The organism is Ktedonobacter robiniae (assembly GCF_016587375.1).
GTDB lineage: Bacteria > Chloroflexota > Ktedonobacteria > Ktedonobacterales > Ktedonobacteraceae > Ktedonobacter > Ktedonobacter robiniae.
This window is the reverse complement of the sequence record NZ_BNJG01000001.1, coordinates 4680623-4696752: the sequence shown is the minus strand read 5'-3', so window position 1 is coordinate 4696752 and position 16130 is coordinate 4680623. Positions and strand designations below refer to the sequence as shown.

The following is a 16130-nucleotide window of genomic DNA, read 5'->3' as shown; positions in this document are numbered from 1 at the left end:
GTAAAAACATTTACCTTATCGAGTGATAAGTTGTTACAATACGTTATTCAAGGCCATGTTGTTTTGAAAAAACTCTCGTCAAGAGCAAGGTGCTCTCACACGACCCAGAATAATTAGTCCTCTATGACCTGGACGTCGCTCCCGCATCTACCGGGTAAGCTCTGTCTCAAACTCACGCCACCACGACAATGGCGGTATACTGCGCGCCTCCACGCGAACGCGCACTCAGGAGGAGCTTCCCCTGCGTATCAAGCACATCAATGCCGTTCTCGCGATCAACATATATCTTGCCGTGCTGTACGCTTACTGAGTCTATCGCGACCCTGGTCTGGGGTGTGTACACCCAGTTGATGTGTCCAGTCTCTATAGCGAGGGAGAACACGCTATGCGCTCGTGGTGTTCCTGTTTCGTCAGACGCAAGATTACCGGTGACATACACCTGCGCGCCCTCTACCTGAGGTGCCTTCCCTGTGAAACCTATATCTCCGCTCTGCCAGAGCAGTTTCCCATCACTTGCGACGTAGGCCGTGATCCCTTTGCTCGTCGCGCCAGCATAGACAACACCACCGGCTACGCTGGCATCGCGCACCTCGCCTACCTGCCCTATCTGCCACTTAACCCTTCCCGTACTGACATCAAATGCGTAGAGCGTGCTCGTCTCTTTGCTCGGAGACACACTGAAGAGCATATCCCCTACTCGATGAGGTTGAGTCAAAGGCTGCACGCCCTGCACCTGTGCCTGCCAGCGTAGGGCACCCGCGGGCAGGCTATAGGCCGCGAGCGTCCCGCTACCAGCGACGTATAGCATATCTCCATCAAGGGTGAACTCGCGGATACCTCGGGTTATGATAGTCCGCGCCAGGCTCCCATCGCTGAGGCGTAACGCATAGATGGCGTTCTCTCCCGCTACATACAGTTCGTCGCCTCGAGTCTCCGCTCTGCTAGTACGTGTGATATCCAGTTGCCCAGCGACATCACTCTGCCACCGTAGCGCACCTGTGCTCGCTTCCAGGGCATAGACGCCTCCCGTACGTGTCTCGACAAAGACTGTGTTACGGCTGACGCTGACAATGCTATCGGCCTGCGTGAGTTGTGTGTCAGGTTGCTTCATCAGGTCAAGCTGATAAAGCCAGCGCACCCGGCCCGTGGTGGGATCTATGCGCATGACTAGTCCACCATTCTCCAGGTAGATTCCGGGTGGCGTCGGCTGATTGAGTGTGGCTGGACTGGCATGCGAGGCTTGAAAAAAGGCCTCGGGATCTTGCTGTACCCTGAGCAGAACCACCAGTGCGAGCACGCTCAATATAAGCGTACCTACAATTAAGCTGGTGGCAAGCAATGCAAAGAGCGTCCGCGCACGCTCCGATCTGAACCTGGGCATGACTATAACTACTCCCTACCTGACCTTATAGATGGTGACGCCATCGGCCTGGTAGGCGATATCCATGAAGCTGCTAAAGCGCTGGAGGTCGCTAGGAGCATAGGCCTCGCGCTCCATCTCACCCACATAGAGATAGGTGACCTGGTAGTGCTTGAGCAGGGACTGCACCTGGGCATTATCGCTGCTGGTGTAGATAGTCTTAATATCTGTCTGCCGCTGCTGGAAGTCCTCCGCGTTCACCGGATTACGCAGCCAGTTGACACGCCACTGGTACTCGTGTCCAACCCAACCCATCAGGGTGGGCAGACCCGTCAATGCGGAGACGCGAGCGAACTTAGAGTAGTCATCGCCCAGCGCCTCGACGATGACTGGCGTGCCGCTCACATGCGCGTTAAGCCAGTGAATAGCTTCATAATCCCCTTTATCGCCTGGTGAGGAGGTTTTCAGATACTCCATACCATCCAGGTTGAGAGTATGTTGCAGGTACAGTGCGCCCGTAAGAGGTTTGCTCTGGACATAGCGCGCGTATGGAGCCACAAGCGGATAGGCCATGGCCATGACCACCAGCACCACTAGGCCAAGATACCAGACTCCCTGCGCGCTACTCTTGAGCCAGGCTGGCTGCCGCACATGCTTAGACCAGTACGCCAGCGTCTCGCGGATATAAAAGAGGCCTGTGCCCGAAGCCAGCGCCAGCAAGCCCCAGGACTGAAAGTAGAACTTGAAGACACTGTTCATACGTGGATAGGAGTCCGCAAATACATCACGTAAGAAGACCACTTCACATCCGGCGATCAGCAACAGGGCCAGCGCCCCCAGCCAGAGCGCAAACATATGCCCCAGGTCATCACTCACTTTAAAGGCCAGGTAGATCGCAAGCGCCGTCAGCGCCAGGGAGATCAAAAACGTCCGCCACTCCGGCGTGATGATCGCGACAATGATCCCCAGTACAACGACCGCACCCAGCACAATCCAGGCGGGATTCCAATCCGCTGCCACGACGCCTTCTGCTCGGGCCTCACGCGCCGCACGCAGGCGAGCGCCAATGAGCCGGTAGTAGCCGCAGATAAGTAATGAGAGGAAGACAAAAGCCTGCAAGCCAAAGATAAGCACTTCGTCCCATAGTGGCGAGCGTTGTCCAGGTGACACGATGCCAATCCCCTGCGAGGGCGAGATAAAGCCCATGTAAAAAGGCAGGAAGAGCAAGAAGGAGAGCGCGACCAGCGTGCCCGCAGCGGCGAAGATGTCCAGGAGCAACAGCCACCGCCAGCGATGCTCATAGACCCGCCACTGCTGCCAGGCGATACAGACAATGACCAGGCCCATATAGGTTGGATAATCCCAGCCATTCATGACAAACAGGCTGCCTACTACCAGCGCAGTCACGCCAATGGTCGCGATACGCGCGATCCCCTGCCCAAAGAGATCCAGGCCCTTCCCCGCTGGCGCGAGCAAGAGCGAGAAAGCCAGGCCAATGGCCATAAAGGTAAAGGAGTACGTGAGGACATGGGCATGGAAGTCATCAAGTAGATAGCTAAAGGCCGGAAACTCGTTGATGGTCTTGCCAATGACGCGTGAGGGCGAGAACCAATCATAGACGCGCCCAGCATGCGAGTCAAACCACCACTGCACAAAGGCCGCCAGGTTGCCCAGGACCAGGCCCGACGCAACGCTTGCTCCACCATAGAGGATAGCCTGGCTTAAGGGATAGGCTTGCTCGCTCTGCTCTCCGCCGTCAGCGACCAGGGCCGCATCTCTCCTGGCGCGCAATCCCTTTGACCAGGCGACGATATTGCTGGCAACGCCAAAAAGGTTCGCAGCACAGACGCCAAATAAGAGGCAGAACCCCGTATTAAAGGCGACCGCTGGCACCTGTCCTAGTAATTTAGCCAACGTGGCAACCGTAAAATGTCCATAGTAGTAGTAGTTGATGCTAGAACCCGAGTACCACATATCGCTCGGCGGCAGGTGCTCGCTGCGCATAATAGATGCCAGGAAGCCCCCATCCATAAACATCTCATATGAACGAATATCTGGCCCATAGCCGCGAATCCACCCCAGCCCCAGGACCATGCCGATAAAAACAACCTCGCTCGCCACGACATACGGCCACTGCGTCTTCACAAACCGACCAATCTCGCCCCGCATCTTAAGCAGTCCCGGGATACTACATATCGCCAGCACCAATACTTCGACTATAAGAAACATCTGAGTATAGGGGAGAGCGCGCACGACCATGAGGGGGAACCAGGCACAGAACGTCAGGAGGGCGATGGCCAGGCCCTTGCTAAAGGCCCAGCCACGATCTGGGAGATGGCGAAATACGCTGAACGTGAGGGGTAGGCAGAACAGGCCCAGCACCTCCGCCAGCACGATCATTGCAAGCAGGTCTATCATATTTTCTCTTTCGCGTGCTTACTTCTAGCTATTACTTGCTCTTCTCAAAGCGCAATAAGCGCATGCTGTATGCAATGACGAGCAGCGCGGCCCCGGTGTCGGCAAAGATGGCGAGCCAGAGATTGGTTACCCCTAACAGGGTTAAAAGCAGGAAAAGCGCCTTGATGAAGAGAGAGAATGCAATATTGGTCTGGATGGTTCGTAACGCCGCGCGACTGAGCCTGATCACAAACGGGAGCTGCGCCAGGTCATCTTTCATCAGCGCAACGTCCGCCGTCTCGATCGCGGTATCGCTGCCTGCGGCACCCATGGCGATACCCACACTCGAAAGCGCGATAGCTGGAGCATCATTTATTCCATCTCCAAGCATAGCCACTGACGTATGCGCCGTCAAGAGTTTTTTGATCTCTCTTACTTTTTGGTCAGGAAGCAAGCCAGCATACACCTGGTCAACACCTGTATGCTGCGCCACGGCCCTTGCCGTCTGCTCATTATCCCCGGTCAGCATGACTATCTGCTCAACTCCTGCTTGCTTAAGCTGAGCGATAGCCTGCGCTGCCTCGGGGCGTACCTGGTCCGCGACGGCGATAAGGCCTAGTGGCTCCTCATTGCGTCCCACAATTAAAATCGTTTTCCCTGCTCGCTGAAGGGTCTCAATGCTCTTGAGGGTGTGTGCGTCACACGCGGGAAAGAGCTTCGCGCTCCCCACGAGCACGGTATCCGCGCCTATTGTGGCCTGCGCGCCCCGGCCCGGCAAAGCCAGAAAGTTCTCTGGCGTGTTCCCCGCTAGCTGACGCCGCTCGGCCTCCCGGAGAATAGCTCGCGCCAGGGGATGCTCCGAACGACTTTCCACTGCTGCCGCCAGGCTCAATAATTCATCTTCCGTGAGCGTTCCTAGCGGCAAGACATCAGTGACAACAGGCCGTCCCTGGGTGAGGGTTCCCGTCTTGTCAAAGGCCAGCACCTTGACGCGCGCCAGCGCCTCCAGGTACGCTCCGCCCTTGATTAAGACACCACTCCGCGAGGCACGCCCAATCGCGGCTACAATCGAGACCGGTGTTGAGATCACCAGCGCACATGGGCAGGCAATGACGAGCAGCACCAGCGCCTTGTAGATCCACGTCGTCCACACTCCGTGGAACGCCAGCGGAGGGACGATGGCGACCAGCAAGGCTAAGACCATGATCATGGGCGTATAGATCTGGGCGAAGCGGTCGACGAAACGCTGTACAGGCGCGCGTGATCCCTGCGCCTCTTGCACCAGGGCAATGATCTTTGCCAGCATAGAGTCCTGGGCACGCTTGCTGGCCTGCACTTCGATAAAGCCATGCTCATTCAGCGTTCCAGCGAAGACCTCGTCGCCAACCTGCTTCTCAACTGGAATGCTCTCACCAGTGATAGGTGCCTGGTTGACAGTTGTGGTGCCGCTCAAGATCTTGCCATCGGCCGCGATACGCTCGCCGGGGCGCACCAGGACAATATCTCCGGCGCGTAGCGCGTCTACGAGAACCTGGCGCTCTTCACCTTCGACCTTGATGCGCGCGCTCTTGGGTGAGAGATCCACCAGACTGCGCAGGGAGTCGCGCACCCGTTCCATGGTAAAGCCTTCCAGGAACTCGCCCAGAGCGAAGAGGACAACCACCGCGGCCCCCTCCGACCATTGACCCAGCGCGACTGCGCCCACAACGGCAATCGTCATCAGGAGGTTAATACCTAGTGTGCGCCCACGCACCAGGGCAAAAAAACCACTCAAGGCCACGCGATACCCACCAACACAGATGGCGAGCGCATAAAACAGGGTCGACAACCAGCCCACACCAGGAATATGGCTCAACAGAAAGGCTATGCCCCATAGGAGCGCTGCCACCAGGGTCGGCAGCCAGGCCCGAGCTCTCTGCCAGTACTGCTGGAGCGCATTCTGCCTGGCAACAGGGACCTCTTCTGCATGCGCATACTCATCCGCGTGTTCGTCACCACACGAGCCACAGCCACAGCTTGCGCCAGCCTCCTGCTTTTCGGCAACCTGTTCATTCAGCACTGATACTTGCAAAGGAGAGACGACGCTATAGCCCAGTTCCCGCACACGCTTCACCAGCCTGGCGTGACTCACACCTCTCGCTTCATAGCCAACTGCCATCCTTGAAGTCGCGAAGTTGACGCTGACGTGTACCAGCCCCTGCATCCTACGCAGCCCCTTCTCCAGGGTGGCCGCGCAATCGGCGCAATCGAGTCCTCTCAGGATGAGCGTTTCATGGCGCAACCTCTGCTCCAACGACGTTTGCGTCTGCGCGATCAGGCGCTCGACATCGAAGGCTGGATCAGGTAGATCCTCATAGGTCACTACAAGCAAGTTACCCTTCCCCTCATCCACCGCCTTGATGCCCTCGGCCTTGAGCAACTCCTGCTGTAAACAGGACCCACACGCATTCCCATTATTGGGAGCGAGTTTTAAGGTTGTGGTGTGCAACGCCATACGTCTTCCCCTTTTTCTTACGGATTACGAAACATGCTTTATGCGCTCAACAAGGTCGCAGCCCTCTTATCTCACACACTCCCCTGCACGCGACTCCCTGTCAATTAAACAATTTAGCATTTACTAAATTGTACTCAAAAAAATGCTTCTTCGCAAGCACCTATCAGCTCTATCCTCCACTTGTGGGAGCCAAAAAGTAACGCTATAATGCGTAGAGGAACTCCAGTTAAAATACCAATTGTGCATACATCAGGTTCTTTATCCGGGGAGGAAAGTCATGCAGTCCCATTTGGCAAAGCAGAAATCAGGCGACGAGCGCTGCCAGATTCCAGGTGCTAACCGTGAGCGGGTAGAAAGTGGGCGCGCCAACCTCTTCTCCGATGATACCGCTATTGAGGTGGCTGAGATCTTTCGCGCGCTTGGCGACTCCAGCCGCATTAAGATTGTCTATAGCCTGCTCAAACAGGAGCTATGCACCTGTGATCTCGCCGCCATTATCGGTAGCTCAGAGTCCTCCGTCTCTCAGCATCTACGCATTCTGCGCCAGCTCCGCCTGGTCAAAAACCAGCGCCGGGGCAAACAGGTCTTCTATAGTCTCGACGACGCCCATATCCGCACCCTCCTGGTCGTCTGCTTAAGCCATGTGCATGACGCGGATCAACATCACGAGGAATTGGGCAGAATGCTCGAACTTTTCACGGTCGAGCAAGATACCCCGACAAAACTCTAGTATCAATCTATTCCCCCAAAAAAGTACTGAATTTTCTCACCGCCCAGCGTGCAGTCTAGCAACCGCTATTCAAGTATGTTACTCTCTCGTCGATGGTAAACAACAACGAGGTAACAACACAAAGACACGTTCCTGATTCCACATCAAACATTCTATCTGAGGCAGAACCAACTTTTTATCTTCGCGCTTATCTACGGTAGATAGCCTCCTCTTGGTGGTTCCAGAATCGATAATGCCATCAGTCAGAGACAGATAGAATTCAACAAGTCGTAGCCCTGAGCATTAACGTCTTCGCAGAATACATAAATACTACGACCACAATTTGTTCAAAAACACGTCGTTAGAAGAAGAAAACTTTCGTCCCAATTGAAATTGTGATTGATATTGTAACTAAAGGATTTTGTTACGCACATGTCACTTGGAACCATACGCCACAATCCAACCGTTCTTTTTGCCATTTGTTGTCTGGCCTATATCGCCAGTGGTCTGCTGGGCGTGCTCCCCAGTGCAGGACTGACTCTGCTAGCCCAACATACACATGTCGCGCTTGGTACCGCCGGGCTGGCCTTTACCGGTAGCGCCTTTGGCTCCATTATCGCGGTTCTGCTCAGTAGTCTCTTTATCAAAAAAATTGGCGCCAAACCCGTGATTATGCTTGGCCTGGCGGGTCTGACCATCGCCAGCCTGATTATTCCTACGACGCCTATCTTCACATTCTGGCTGGCTGCTCAGGTTCTCCAGGGCATGAGTGGTAGCTTTATTAGCATTGGTCTCTCAATTACGATGACGCTGAACTTTCGCCAGAACCTGGGCGAAAAGCTCAACATGCTCTATAGCTTCGCAGGTGTTGGCTCTCTGCTGGCCCCGCTCCTGCTCTCGTTTACGATGTCACTCACAGGTAGTCTGCTGGTCTCCTTTGTTATTGTGGCCCTGGTCAGCCTTACCTGTCTGCTTGCGTTCAATATGCTGCGCTTCGTATCGAAGGAGGCTCCTGCAACTACAAGCGCTGGCAGCAACGTCCAGGTTTCGGATAAAGCCAGCATGTCTCGCATCTTTAAGCATACGTTGCTCTGGTTTATGGCGCTGCAAATCTGTCTCTACGTGGGCGCGGAAGCTGGCTTTAGCAACTGGCTGGTGACCTCAATTAGTCAGAGCGCGAATGTAGCTGTGACGGTGGCGACTCCTGCCGCGACCTTCTTCTGGATCGGTATGGCCCTTGGTCGTGTTATCGTCGCACAGCTGATTAAGCGTGGGCTGATCTCTGATGTACACCTGCTCTATGCCTGCATTCTCGGTGGTGGCCTGAGTGGCATCCTGGTCACGGCTTTGCTGAACCAGCCCTACATCTGCTTTATTGGCAGTCTGCTTGAAGGCATCTGTATCGGGCCCATCTTCCCGAGCTTGCAGTCGATGGCGACGCGCCGTTTCTCGCACTCGCCAACGCTCGTTTCGAGCATGGTTCTGATGAGCGCGGGCCTGGCGGGTATGACGATTCCGCTCTCAATCGGGATGCTGATCCCCTTCCTGGGTACACGTGGCGGAATGATTATCCCAGCTCTGCTCTGCCTCTGTGTGGCGGTTCCTTTTAGCCTGGCTAATCGCAGTGAGCGCCAGGTAGTGGTCCATCGTCGCGGCAACGTGCAGGTGGAACCCGTCTCGACGCCCATGCATGAGGTGGCCACACGTGAGCTGCCAGCCATTCCGGCCTTCGCGTAATAAACGTAACAAAAAGGAGCACGGTCCTGTCCAGGACCGTGCTCCTTTTTGTTACAATTAATCCTCATGCACCTCTTCGCCATGCTCGCTCATGCCCATCGTCCCGTCCATATTTCCCATCATGGACATGGCCTTGCCTGCGACGCGATGGCGCTGGGCAAGGTCAGGAGTGTTGGCCGCACAGGGCGTGCCAAACTTTGGCTGCGCATAGGGCAGGTGCGTCGTTCCGCGCACCAGGATATGCTTGTCGTTGGCGGCCTCGCCCTCATATGGCTCGCCATGATTCCAGGGCACCCAGGAGCGCGCGTTACAGTAATGGCCGACAAAAGCCCTCCGCTTGCGGTCCTGTGAATGATTGCTATGCGAGCGATGCAGAATATGCCCACCAAAGAAGACGGCATCCCCCGGGTTGACCTCAGCCTTGACCTCGTGCCCAGTATACTTACGCGCGATCTTCGTCAGGCCATTTTTATTCTCATCGATATGACTGGCATTGAGAATAGACCCGATATCTCCAAGCTCGCGCTGCCCGTAATTATGCCCATCGGGATCAGGATAGACCGGCTCGTTCTGCGAGCCAGCCGTCATCCAGAGGCAGCCGTTCTCCTCGTCGGCCCGGTCCAGCGCGACCCACGCGCCACAGAGCGAATCGGGGAAGGTGGGAATATAATAGGAATCCTGGTGATACCCCTGCCCCGGCTGACCTGGCAGTTTAAAGAATGTCATACTCTGCAAGGCCAGTACATCCGGCCCAATCAGGGCCTCCAACACATCCAAGACGCGGGGATGCAAGAGGAAGCGCTCGTGCAATGGCAGCAACCGGTGCAACATATGCACACGCTGCCAGTACTGCACTTGCTCATCAGCGTTAAGCCGGAACGAGGGGCGTTCAATGCCCGGGATCTGTTCGCGACCCGCCAGCAAATTATCCAGGTGCTCCAACATCTCCTGCACATCATCCTGAGGCACCAGCCCCTTCACCACCAGAAAGCCCTGCTCGCGAAACGTGACATACTCCTGCACGCTGACCCGATATGTCTCATACTGCTTCCCTGCCGCAGCCGTCATTGCCATTGCATGCTCCTTTGACAATTCTTTCTTCACAAGATTGACATTCATCACTCTTGACAGTTTACCCACCTCCACGCAAAATAGAGAGAGCTAGAATTGACCAGAAGGTGTCTGTAATGCGCATCATCCAGGATATCTATGACTATGGAACACCCGCTCCTCTGGCCCACTGACGCTAATGTGGGCACCATTCACTACCCACCTGGTAGCCACTTCGGACCCCGCTATCAGCCGTGTCTACAACTCGTTTTTCTCCATACCGGCTGTATGACAGTCTGGATCGACAATGTCGCGCACCAGGCGGAGGCCAATACCGTTTTCCTGCTCTTCCCCGGACACCAGGAGCGCTTTGCCTTTGCCGAAAGTGAGGAGACGCATCACTCCTGGCTACACCTGGATGTTCCCGAACTCTCCCCTGAGCTACACACCCGCCTCCTGGCCCTCCCACGCCCTCTGCCGTTAACGCCCCTGATGCAACAGCTTATTCATACCGCGCTCACGCTTCAGCCTGCACGCCTCTCCACAACAAGCGAACTCCTGCAATCCATGGGCACACAGATGCTCTGGCTCTACATCGGCGAGGGAGAACTCCACGTGCAACACAACCTGGCTCCCACTCACGCCACCATCGAGCAGGCCCGTCTCTACATCTATGAGCACCTGCATGAACCACTGACATTGGAACAGGTCGCCCAGGCGGTCTCGATTAGCCCCTCATACCTTATCCGCCTCTTCCAGGCCCAACTTCAGACGACACCTATGGCCTATCTCTGGCAGCTCCGCGTGACACACGGCATCTCACTTCTCCAGCAGACCGGCCTCTCCGTCCAGACCATCGCCGACCAATGCGGCTTCCAGACCCGCCATCACTTCTCGCGCCGCGTGCGCCAGGAACTCGGCTACGGCCCCCAGGAGGTCCGCCACCGCTCCTGGCTGCGCTCATAAAAAACAGAGAGTCTAGCTAAAAATTGCAACATAGGGAGACAAAATGAGATCCCCCATACGTTCAGCAATTCTCCTCTCCGAGAATATGATAGAAGATCAAAGGCCGATTAGAGCTTGGTAAAAAGCTTTCGTATCAGCTCTTGCAGGCAGTCCCGCGACCTGACCATCACCAAGTTCAACGATATTCCATGCTCCATCTCTCTTTTTTGCAACATCCATAGTAAAAAATCGACTTTGAATCTTCTGCACAACATGATCAAACAGATCAAGCGGGGGGAACTCGTACTTGTCATTGCCATAGCGCCCCTCCTCCCAATACGGGGTTGAAGAGATGATTTGCCCATCAAGAATGAACAGACGGAACTCCTTAATGAGAGGCATCCCACTCTTAGAATGTGTTGTTAATGGTTCAAACTCGACAAACTCACGGAAGACCAGGCCTTCATTCAAATCTGCGCCTTGTAGTTGTAAGAAGCGTATGATCACTCGTTCAACGCTTTGCCTGTCAGAGGCTGAAGGAATGTAGCATGCTTCACCCCACTCATGTTTTCTCGACTTGACAAAATCCTTGACGATTACAGGCCTCCCAGCAAACTGATGCAGCGCCGCCATCACTGCATCTATGGAGATATCAGGTCCTGTCTTGAGCCAGGTCGATCTAGGCGTGAACCCTTCAATCAGATGATAAGATCCCGGCAAATAATGGCAATGGGTATAGGCAGCAGGAGTATTGACCAGCAAAAGGCCTTTTGCTGCAAGAGCTGTATACAGACGCTCATATACATGAGGTTTGAGCATCCACCCGCGATAAATAGCCAGTTCACCTGTCGGCGCAGGTTCTACCTTATGTACTGCGCGTGCGGCGTTCTCTTGCTCGACCAAGGCTTCAAAGTTAATTAGCGAATAGTTAAGGTGTAAACTCTCTACAACGCCCGACTCAGCCTCATAGGCGCTGTCGGGAGAAAGTGGATTCCAATAATCAGAACAGAAAATGATGCGCATCCATACCCCCTTTTCCTTTTTGCTCCTATTACTACTTCTCCGAAAACCTGAGCGCGAAGCGCTAGGCACGCGAGCGACGTTGGGTTTCGGAATAAGATCTTAGCCATACCTCTGCTGCCGTAATAAAAGTAGCATGAGAGGGCAGTGTACTGCCCTCTCAGTCTCTCTTGCTTTTTACTGTTACCCCTTCACAACAATAATGGGCTTCAAGCGCACGACCAGCTTCGCCAAACCGGCGTTGTGGACGACGTTGACGACTTGCTGTGCGTCCTTATAAGCAGTGGGAGCCTCTTCAGCCAGCAAGTTCTTGCTGTGAACGCGGACAGTGATGCCCTTGGCTTCAAGCTGCGACAAGAGATCCTTGCCGGTGATGGACTTTTTGGCCGCGGTACGGCTCTGGCGGCGACCCGCACCATGGCAGCATGAGCCGAAGCTCTCTTCCATCGAGCCTTGCGCGCCAACCAGGACGAATGAGTAACGCCCCATGTCGCCAGGGATGAGCACTGGCTGCCCCACGGCACGATACTTCTCCGGCATGGTGGGGTGCCCTGGAGGGAAGGCCCGCGTCGCCCCCTTGCGGTGGACGCAAACGCGCTTCTTCTCGCCGTCGATCTCGTACTCCTCCATTTTGGCGATGTTATGGCACACGTCGTAGACCATCGGCAGGTCCTTCGCCCGCGCCTTGCGTCCAAAGACGCTGGAGAAGGCCTCGCGCACACCATGCATCAGCAACTGCCGATTGGCCCAGGCAAAGTTCGCTGCGCAAGCCATGGCGCCGAGATAGTCCTGCCCCTCCTGGGAATGGATAGGCATACACGCCAGTTGTCGGTCCGCCAGGTGATAGCCGTACGCCTTCTGCTTCGCCTCGGCGATTTTGATATAATCCTCCGCAATCTGGTGCCCAAAGCCCCGGCTCCCGCAGTGGATGGTGGTGACAACCTGGCCCAGTTGCCCGATGCCCAGAGCCTCAGCGGCCTCCTGGTCATAGATATGGTCTACGTACTGCACCTCGGCGAAGTGGTTCCCCGAACCCAGGCTCCCAAGCTGGCCAATGCCGCGCTCCAGGGCCTTATGGCTCACGGCCTCAGGCCTGGCCCCCTTCAGGCAGCCATTCTCTTCGGTAACCTCCAGGTCCTCCTCAACACCATATCCCTCTTCAACGGCCCAGGCCGAGCCACGCTTCATGACCTCGCGCATCTCGCGCTCAGTCAGGCGCCGCATGCCATAGCCACCCACGCCCGAGGGCAGGGTATTGAAGAGGGCGTCTGCGAGCCTATCGGCCTTGCCCTTGATCTGGTCGCGCACAAGGTCAGTCGCGAGCAGGCGCACGCCACAGTTGATGTCAAAGCCAATCCCTCCTGGAGAGACGACACCATGCTCGGCATCGGTCGCGGCAACCCCGCCCACGGGGAAGCCATAGCCCCAGTGAATGTCAGGCATACCCAGCGAATACCCGACGATACCCGGAAGCGTGGCCACGTTGGCCACCTGTGTCAGGGCGTTGTCGGACAATATCTGCTGAATTAGCTCATCGTCGGCATATACAATGCCCGGCACGTTCATCGCGTCATTATACCGCTTTGGTATCTGCCAGCGGTTAGGATCGATCCGTTCCAATGGGATATTCGCATTGCCCATGTCTCTGTTCCCCTCAATTTATCTGTTATATCAGCGCATTAGGAGGAAAGGATTTTGTGGGAGCTGGTTTTTATTCCGCTCACTCACCCCATTCGGGGGCGCAGCGGCACTTTCGCACCTAGCCTAACGGCTCAAGTGAGCGGAAAGGAAGCCCCACACCTCGGCAGGAAGGAGACCCTCCTGCCCCTCCATCGCGCTGCGTTACTTATCAGTGTAATCAGTCTTTGAGCCGAAGAGGTATGAGTCGCTGACGTACTTCAGGATGACGCGCCCGGTCTTGGGCGAGGTACGCTCTTGTATCGGGCGCACGACGACACCTTCTCGGATATGCGCGTTCTCAGCCAGCAGAGTTGACCCCTCGCTCAAACGCTTGATCTCGTCCAGGCTAAACGGGATGCTGGCCATGACGGGCACGGTCTCAATGCCATAGCGCTCACCATACGTCAGGAACTCCGGCCAATCCAGGTAAGCACCATCCACGAGCAAATCAAAGGCGCGAAAGCCGATGCGCCCATTGCTCAAGCCATAGGCAAAGGATTGGATGCGGCTCCCATAGACCTCGCCAAAGAGGATGACCTGCCAGTGCTCCTGGCCCAGGTCTTCAACCAGCCTCCGCACTGACTCTAGCGTCAGGGGAAACCAGTAGGTGCTCACAGCGAACCTATCGTCATCTGGCCGCTTGCGCCGCAGGGCCTTGGAGCCAGCCATCAGCTCGCCCTCAACCATGCCCACGCGCGAAGAGGTGCCATGAATCTTCTCGCTGACCAGGACCGTTTCTCCCTCAGTAAAGATGTCTGGAAAATTCCGCATGTTCTCAATCTCGGTATACTCCCAGAAGAGTGGGTGGTCTACCTCAGCATCTCCGGCGCTGGAACGTAAAGGTGGCTCATACTTCTTCACGCCGTAAAAATCAGCAACGTTCTGCCCTGGCTCCCAGGCTGCATCCTCGGGCTTCACGATCAGGCCAAAGGATGGCTCACCACGCAGCTTCGCGCATCGGATACGCTGCTTGCTAAGGTATTTCGTCACACCAAAGCGCTCCGATAACTCCAGTGGCAGCACAGTATCCGGTGGGAAGTACACAATTTTGTCGCCTACCGTGTACTGCCCCTTGGGAACCACAATCTGCCACCCAAGCACCTGCGCCAGTTCCAGCGCGTCAGCATTGCTATGTGGCCCAATCTTATCAATGGTCGCCACCGGCACAATCAAACTACTCATTGGCTGGCTCCTTCCTAATCAATCCATCTGGCATCCTGTAGGGTCCATGCTGGCTTGGGCTTACTTCCGCCCAAGCACAATGCAACCTGTACGCTCAAGTCCAAGCCAGCATGGACCCTACGATTCCATGATTTGAGGCGCTTACTCCGCGCGTCCACCCCGCTTCAACATCGAGCGTCCAATACGCGTGTAGACATACGTTGGGCGCCTCGTAAGGCGTATTGTCTCGCCAGTCACCGGGGCGGAAACGGTCACGGCGCGGCGGAGCTGGGGCTGCTCATTACCAATGTCCCACCGCCTGGTCACATACGACCCGGTAGTCCTGGTTCTCGTCTTTACATTCTGCATCATCTTTGCCGTTCCTCCGGAACTGTAACAACACATTAAGCCTTGCATCATCGACTCGCTTACAGAGCCAATTCTGCTTTATCTAGAAGCAAGCGTCTATGAGATTTCTCACACTCGCTTGCTTACTAAATCCATATCACTTGCCCTCTTTATAAGCTCATCTATAAAAAGGCAAACAATACAACCTTACAACAGGCAGAAAAACATAGGTGCCCGATTTATTGCACACAAGGTGATTTATCCCATGAATATTGCTAAATGCGTTCCTACCTTCAACGAGACAAAAGCATCAAGAGAAGGCGCCAAATCGTCACGCCCATATCACTGCGATAAATCGCCTTGCACGCGATAAATCGGGTGCCTATGATGCAAGAGAGTTCTTGAGCGTGACAGGCAAAGGCATACAGCCCTAAACATTTGCGCAAAATGGGAGATGAACTGGAAGATGGGCGAGCGACTCCGCGAATCCCTAAATGTCGAAAATGATCCTTGCCTGGTAAGAGCCACTGATCTCATCACAGGTGATGGCGGCCTCGTGCCAGGTGACAGCCTTGATCGCGCTTGCCAGTTCATGACGTTGGGCATCATATGCCTCACCCGTCACGCGGGCTTTTAAACGCGTCTCGGTCAGATCCAGGATCTCGACATCGCGTACGAGGAGAAACTGCGTATCAAACAGGAAGATCAGTTCATCGAGCCAGCCGATCAATAATGAGAGGTGATCATGGGCCTCGACTGTGACTTCCCGCGTTGTCGCTGGCTTTATCTGCTCCGGCGCGACCATCAGACTCTCCATACCCTGCGCGGCATGAGAAAAGAGTTCTGGTAGATCCCGACCATAGACATGTAGCCCGACATCCGCAGTATGCTCAAACACTTCATAGGGGCGCGCAAAGTTCTTCACGAGCGCCAGCCTTTCCAGGACAGTCTCAGACAGGGGTTATATGTAGAGGTAAAGTTATTACTGCGATACATATGACTGCCCTCCTTTTCCTATGAAGTATTAGTAATTCTTCTCCGAAAACCCTGAGCGCGAAGCGCTAGTCACGTAAGTGATGTTGGGTTTCGGCATAAGATCGTAGTAGATGCTTTAATAGTACCCACGACATTGTGATTTGTCAATACATTTTGCCCCCAAATTGAAGAACTTCAATGAAAATCAAGCAAGGATGAAAAGCAAATGGGCCAACCACCCGCGGGTAGTCGGC

Annotated in this window: 12 protein-coding genes; 3 read left to right on the top strand and 9 right to left on the bottom strand. The window is 55.2% G+C overall.

Annotated features, from left to right (window positions below; genetic code table 11):
- Positions 1-172 precede the first annotated feature (172 nt).
- Genes JMJ04_RS19690 through JMJ04_RS19680 form a run of 3 tightly spaced genes read right to left on the bottom strand, consistent with a single transcriptional unit; the run spans position 173 to position 6251 of the window.
- Positions 173-1381 (bottom strand): PQQ-like beta-propeller repeat protein, encoded by a 1209-nt coding sequence (locus tag JMJ04_RS19690; RefSeq protein ID WP_201372126.1) that lies wholly within the window; start codon positions 1379-1381, stop codon positions 173-175.
- Between the two features lie 15 nt (positions 1382-1396).
- A complete protein-coding gene (locus tag JMJ04_RS19685) occupies positions 1397-3778 on the bottom strand; it encodes a DUF2298 domain-containing protein (RefSeq protein WP_201372125.1) in 2382 nt (793 codons plus the stop codon).
- A gap of 31 nt (positions 3779-3809) precedes the next feature.
- Positions 3810-6251, bottom strand: a complete 2442-nt coding sequence (locus JMJ04_RS19680) for a heavy metal translocating P-type ATPase (protein WP_201372124.1) — start codon at positions 6249-6251, stop codon at positions 3810-3812.
- A 277-nt stretch (positions 6252-6528) separates the two neighbouring features.
- On the opposite strand from JMJ04_RS19680, the gene JMJ04_RS19675 reads away from it, so the two are divergent.
- Both JMJ04_RS19675 and JMJ04_RS19670 read left to right on the top strand, forming a co-directional pair.
- The gene (locus JMJ04_RS19675; protein WP_201372123.1) at positions 6529-6981 is read left to right on the top strand and encodes an ArsR/SmtB family transcription factor; all 453 of its coding nucleotides are present in this window, start codon (positions 6529-6531) and stop codon (positions 6979-6981) included.
- A 411-nt stretch (positions 6982-7392) separates the two neighbouring features.
- Complete coding sequence (locus tag JMJ04_RS19670; RefSeq protein WP_201372122.1) at positions 7393-8697, top strand: MFS transporter; 1305 nt, start codon at positions 7393-7395, stop codon at positions 8695-8697.
- 57 nt (positions 8698-8754) lie between these two features.
- On the opposite strand, the gene JMJ04_RS19665 is transcribed toward JMJ04_RS19670, so the two are convergent.
- The gene (locus tag JMJ04_RS19665) at positions 8755-9771 is read right to left on the bottom strand and encodes a phytanoyl-CoA dioxygenase family protein (RefSeq protein ID WP_201372121.1); all 1017 of its coding nucleotides are present in this window, start codon (positions 9769-9771) and stop codon (positions 8755-8757) included.
- 135 nt (positions 9772-9906) lie between these two features.
- Here JMJ04_RS19665 and JMJ04_RS19660 point away from each other — a divergent pair, with 135 nt between their 5' ends.
- Complete coding sequence (locus tag JMJ04_RS19660) at positions 9907-10713, top strand: AraC family transcriptional regulator (RefSeq protein ID WP_201372120.1); 807 nt, start codon at positions 9907-9909, stop codon at positions 10711-10713.
- 96 nt (positions 10714-10809) lie between these two features.
- Here the strand turns inward: JMJ04_RS19660 and JMJ04_RS19655 are convergent, their stop codons facing one another.
- The 5 genes from JMJ04_RS19655 to JMJ04_RS19635 all read right to left on the bottom strand — a co-directional run bounded on the left by JMJ04_RS19655 (position 10810) and on the right by JMJ04_RS19635 (position 15826).
- Positions 10810-11715 carry an ATP-grasp domain-containing protein gene (locus JMJ04_RS19655; RefSeq protein ID WP_201372119.1) on the bottom strand — a complete coding sequence of 302 codons (906 nt, stop codon included), beginning with the start codon at positions 11713-11715 and terminating at the stop codon, positions 10810-10812.
- 180 nt (positions 11716-11895) lie between these two features.
- Complete coding sequence (locus JMJ04_RS19650; RefSeq protein ID WP_201372118.1) at positions 11896-13353, bottom strand: RtcB family protein; 1458 nt, start codon at positions 13351-13353, stop codon at positions 11896-11898.
- 201 nt (positions 13354-13554) lie between these two features.
- The gene (locus JMJ04_RS19645) at positions 13555-14574 is read right to left on the bottom strand and encodes an RNA ligase (ATP) (protein WP_201372117.1); all 1020 of its coding nucleotides are present in this window, start codon (positions 14572-14574) and stop codon (positions 13555-13557) included.
- Positions 14575-14715: 141 nt separating this feature from the next.
- Positions 14716-14925 (bottom strand): hypothetical protein, encoded by a 210-nt coding sequence (locus JMJ04_RS19640; protein ID WP_007904593.1) that lies wholly within the window; start codon positions 14923-14925, stop codon positions 14716-14718.
- A gap of 466 nt (positions 14926-15391) precedes the next feature.
- The gene (locus JMJ04_RS19635) at positions 15392-15826 is read right to left on the bottom strand and encodes an archease (RefSeq protein ID WP_201372116.1); all 435 of its coding nucleotides are present in this window, start codon (positions 15824-15826) and stop codon (positions 15392-15394) included.
- Between the last annotated feature and the right edge of the window lie 304 nt (positions 15827-16130).